General features: G+C 43.1%; 4 protein-coding genes and 1 tRNA gene. 2 read left to right on the top strand and 3 right to left on the bottom strand.

Translation table 11 applies throughout. From position 1 onward, the window contains the following. The coding region (locus ACWVCM_RS14080; protein WP_455202396.1) for a diiron oxygenase at positions 1 to 572 on the bottom strand (572 nt) is incomplete at its 3' end. A 184-nt stretch (positions 573 to 756) separates the two neighbouring features. Between ACWVCM_RS14080 and ACWVCM_RS14075 the strand changes: the two genes are divergently transcribed. Further along, a tRNA-Ser gene (locus ACWVCM_RS14075) sits at positions 757 to 847 on the top strand. Between the two features lie 142 nt (positions 848 to 989). Here the strand turns inward: ACWVCM_RS14075 and ACWVCM_RS14070 are convergent. Further along, positions 990 to 2,888, bottom strand: a complete 1,899-nt coding sequence (locus ACWVCM_RS14070; protein WP_455202395.1) for an Lnb N-terminal periplasmic domain-containing protein — start codon at positions 2,886 to 2,888, stop codon at positions 990 to 992. A 162-nt stretch (positions 2,889 to 3,050) separates the two neighbouring features. Beyond that, the gene (locus ACWVCM_RS14065) at positions 3,051 to 3,533 is read right to left on the bottom strand and encodes a DUF3015 family protein (protein ID WP_455202394.1); all 483 of its coding nucleotides are present in this window, start codon (positions 3,531 to 3,533) and stop codon (positions 3,051 to 3,053) included. 280 nt (positions 3,534 to 3,813) lie between these two features. On the opposite strand from ACWVCM_RS14065, the gene ACWVCM_RS14060 reads away from it, so the two are divergent. Further along, the coding region (locus ACWVCM_RS14060) for an alpha/beta hydrolase (protein ID WP_455202393.1) at positions 3,814 to 4,326 on the top strand (513 nt) is incomplete at its 3' end.

Raw genomic sequence — 4,326 nt, 5'->3', positions numbered from 1 at the left:
GTATGGAAAGTTGCCACATCGAAAATGGCCGGACAAATAATATTTTTATGCTGCCGAATAACCCTGTTGACTCGATCAGGGATCTCCTGCCCCAGCATAACCGCTAGCCAGAAGGCAACGGAATCAACCGATGTGCGGCGAGTAAACCAGTTTACCCAATACAACTCATGGAATCGTGTCGCCACACGCGGCAATCCGCTGCGTTGAATAATTTCCGCAAATACCAGGCTATGACCCGCCCCTTCCCGCAACTCGTTTAAGTGATACTTCAATAGAGCGATATTTTTTCGCGCATAGGACGCCGATTGCGCCAGACGCTCCATAAACAAACCTTCCAACCAGACATTGGCTTCCAGCAGGTGCAAATATTCAAAATGGGAAACGGCCCTGCGCTGCTCTGGCGGTAAAACCATAAATTCAGAAACGCCATAAAGCGATAGCGCTTCTTCCGGCAACCAGTAATCATCCAGACTGAGACGCAACCAGTTAACCCGTTTTACCGGATCCTGGTATATATGATGCTGATTCAGCTGCTCAAGTATCTCAGCGGATTTTGCGGACAATAAACTCATGGGATAAACTGCAACCCTTTGATAATTTTATATTTATTGTGTATTGTTCGTAGTTTTTTACGAAGCAAATATAGTAGCAGACCGGCTAATCGATTGCACCAATGGAAAATCTGGTTTAACCTTGCGCGTCTTCAATCGGGCTCGGCGGTATTGTCGCTATCTCCCGGTTGTGAATAGAGAATTTGGAGAGGTGTCCGAGTGGTTGAAGGAGCACGCCTGGAAAGTGTGTATACGTTTATAGCGTATCGAGGGTTCGAATCCCTCCCTCTCCGCCATTTTAAAAAAGGATCATTAAGATCTTTTTTCAAAATGGCATTTCGGTCGGTGACCGTCCAGCCCAAAATCGCAGATTTTGGGCGTTCGCCTCGCGCAAAGCGATGCTTTGCGTAAAACGCTCGGCTCACCCCTCTCCGCCATTTAAAAATAGTACTGATAACTCAACTGCACATCTGAAAACTCATCCGTTTCCTGCCACTCATATTTTGCAGACAACTTAATGGAGTGGTTGGTGTTGATGACAAAATTCTGTACATAGCTTGCACGGAGCCGATACACCTCGTCGATGAACCTCTCGCCGCTGAAATCAATATGTGCTGTAGTGAATCCAAAGTGCGTCAACAATCCGGTGGTAAAACCAATCGCTGGTTCTAACGCATTTTCAAGTTGTTTATTAGCTTCAAGACGCCCAATTGCCAAAGCGTAAAACTGGTTGTTACTTAAAATTTGCCAGCTACCACCAGCACCACCCGTCAAATGAAAGGTTAATTGATCAACGCCATTGGTATATTGCCTTTCCAGTCCTGTATATACCTTCCACGCCAAGGGTTTGAAAAACCTTGTTCTGGGCGTTAATGAGAAAATATCCACCAGGTCGAACCTGTACAGGCTAATACCTTCATTTTCTTCAGCACGGATTTGCATGTTTATGATATTAATTTGGGCACCACGCAAAAAGCCATTCTCATTATCTTCCAGATCATGGAAGGACATTTTAAAACCAAGCTCTGCATAATTGATATCAAGTCGTTTGCCAAATCCCAGGCTAACTCGTTTGCTGCCATGTCCTTTTTCGGGGGCAACGGGTGTATCGATATCTGGCTTGATAGCCACATCTTTTGGATACGAACTAAGAAGCAGCAGTAATTGATGACTACGCTTTGCTAAAACAGGATCACGCTCTTTGTTTGTTTGCTGATAGCGCAAATACTGGTAAGCAATATCGACAATATGCTTTTGCCTGGACTCGGGTAGTTGCGTGAAAGATTCCTGCTTCGACACGGATATATCTTCAGATAATTTAATTATCAGGTCCTGATCCTGTTTGGATACCTGATCGAGCAAATGCCTCATAACAGTGGATTGAGACGGCCGATAGCTGGTAGATTCAATCATATTGGCCTTTTCTATAGCACGCACTGTATCTACAGGAATAGCCGTGATTTTAAATTCCCTGGTTAGTTCAACACCGGGGCGGGCGATTTCAAGAAGTTCCAGCAAGCGATAAGAACAGTTCTCATCGAAGTAATAGTAATCAAAATTGATGCCCTGCAACTCCCAAAGGTGAGTCACAATTCGCCCCGCCTCATCCTTTGTTAAATTTAACCGATACTCCCATATGTCGCGGTGTTCAATGCGATTATACTCCTGAATCTTTTTATAGTAGTGATCGGTGACGAATACTCCGGAATACCCACCCGCCAGGCCTTTGTAGGCATAAAGAATAGAATTGTCATCTTCTGTGACATGGGCACCAAAATTAACTGCAGTTGATAACCATCGGGAATTGCCTTCATCCTGAGCCGCATCAAGTCGCAGGAGCGTATGTCCGAACATCGAAGAAGGACTGTTCAAGTGATAAGCCGGAAAAACCAGTGTTACTACATCAGAACGCACATGCTTGCGCCACTCGAGATATTTGTCACACTGAACGACAGGTAAAGTTTTACCATCTATAGGAATGTTCAGTTTTAACCAGTTTAGTCTTGCAATGAACTTACATTGAGCATTTTCATTATCTGTAACATCCGTTTCATAGAATGCAGCAATCGTTGCGAGCAGCTCTGATTCAGGATTTGTTTTACCATCGGGCGCAATGAAGAAACGAGCATCCCTCACCTCACTTTTGTAGTTGTGTTGTAAATCACCACTGCCGGCATAGTGCAGCAAATTAAGCCATTCCTTATTCTGCCAGAGATGTAATTCCCGGGCCTTCTTCTGCAAATCGACAACATAGTCAGGCTCGTCGGCCGTTGCAACAGAAGTTATGACGACGAGAAAAAGCGGAAACAAATAACGTAGCACGCCATTGAATGACATTATGTACACTGAATTCATTACGTGTAAATCAAAATGAATTGATAAATATTTTTATATAATTGTTGGTATGTTGTTATCTTGAAAGAAATACATCATATATAAAAAAAGGCCCCACATGAATCAATGCAGGGCCTGTCAAAAGTAATTAAATTACAAAATCAATTATGACTTGATGTATTTCGCAAGTGTTGGATCTGCTTTCATTACATTTTCAATAGATGCAATCATTTCATCAGCGGTCACATCTTCACTTGGGAAAAGCACTGCAAAATTTTCATGCATAACTTTTGCAAAAGTGTCACGATCCGTCTTCTCAACACCATAAAGCACAGCAACTGTATCTAATGCATCGCCTTCACCGCGCGCCACATCTTCTGAAAACTCATCCATGATAGAACTGACAGCGCTTTTACCACCATAACCCAGTGTGCCTGTAGTGTCGCAGCCATTGGTGCCGGTTGTCATACCAAAAGTATTGTTACCAAATATTGCGTTGGTTATACCCGCTACCACATGAGAAGCCGTTCCGCTTGATCCTTTAAACAATGCATTACCCCAACCACAACCACCATCACCACCAGCTGCACCGGCCATCGCAACCGATGAGGCAGATAGAAGAACCAGACCTGAAAGTAATCTTTTCATGAATATCTCCTAATTTTCTTTTAGACTATGGTTTTTATTACAAACAAGGATATTAGGAAAGAAACATAGGAGTATCAAGTGTTTTTAATGATATAAGTTCACGCTAATGAAAAATCGCTTTTCCCCAGATTTTAGCCGCAAGTAACTTTGAATAATCGCAGAAAGATACAAATTGTCACCAGCAAACTAAACCGACTTAATATCTATTAACCGTATGCGCATTTTAATATTCGCTTTGCTATTACAGCTATCAGGGTGTACAGGTCTGTTATTTCATCCAATGGAGTCACATTTAATTACGCCCGACCGTATCGGTATACATTACGAAGATTTATACATTTCTACGGAAGATGGCATCCGACTGCACGGCTGGAAGCTTTTTTCCGAGATAAAGCCTGTCGGCACCCTGCTGTATTTTCACGGGAACGCGGAAAATATCAGTACACATTTCACAAATGTCTATTGGTTAACCAAATTTGGCTATAACATTTACCTGTTCGATTATCGAGGCTATGGTCAGTCTGAAGGTGAACCGGACCTCGACTTGATAATAAAAGATAACGAGCTAATGATCGGCCACGTTGCTGGGCTTGAAGCAGTTGATGAAGTTATTGTTATAGGCCAAAGTCTCGGAGCCAGCATGTCAATTTATAGCGTGGCCCACAGTAAGCACAAAAAGCAGATCAAGGCACTGATTGCAATATCAGCTTTCAGTGACTACCACGATGTAGCACAAGATGCACTGGCTAAAAGCTGGTTATTCTGGCTGTTTCAGTGGCCCCTGTCGTTTACG

The organism is Kaarinaea lacus (genome assembly GCF_975902315.1).
Note: the sequence above shows the minus strand (reverse complement) of the source record. Positions and strands in the feature narration are given on the sequence as shown.

Excerpts from the sequence above, each read along its gene's own strand:
- ACWVCM_RS14065 (WP_455202394.1), bottom strand. The coding sequence starts at position 3,533 with ATGAAAAGATTACTTTCAGGTCTGGTTCTTCTATCTGCCTCATCGGTT.
- ACWVCM_RS14070 (WP_455202395.1), bottom strand. The coding sequence starts at position 2,888 with ATGTCATTCAATGGCGTGCTACGTTATTTGTTTCCGCTTTTTCTCGTC.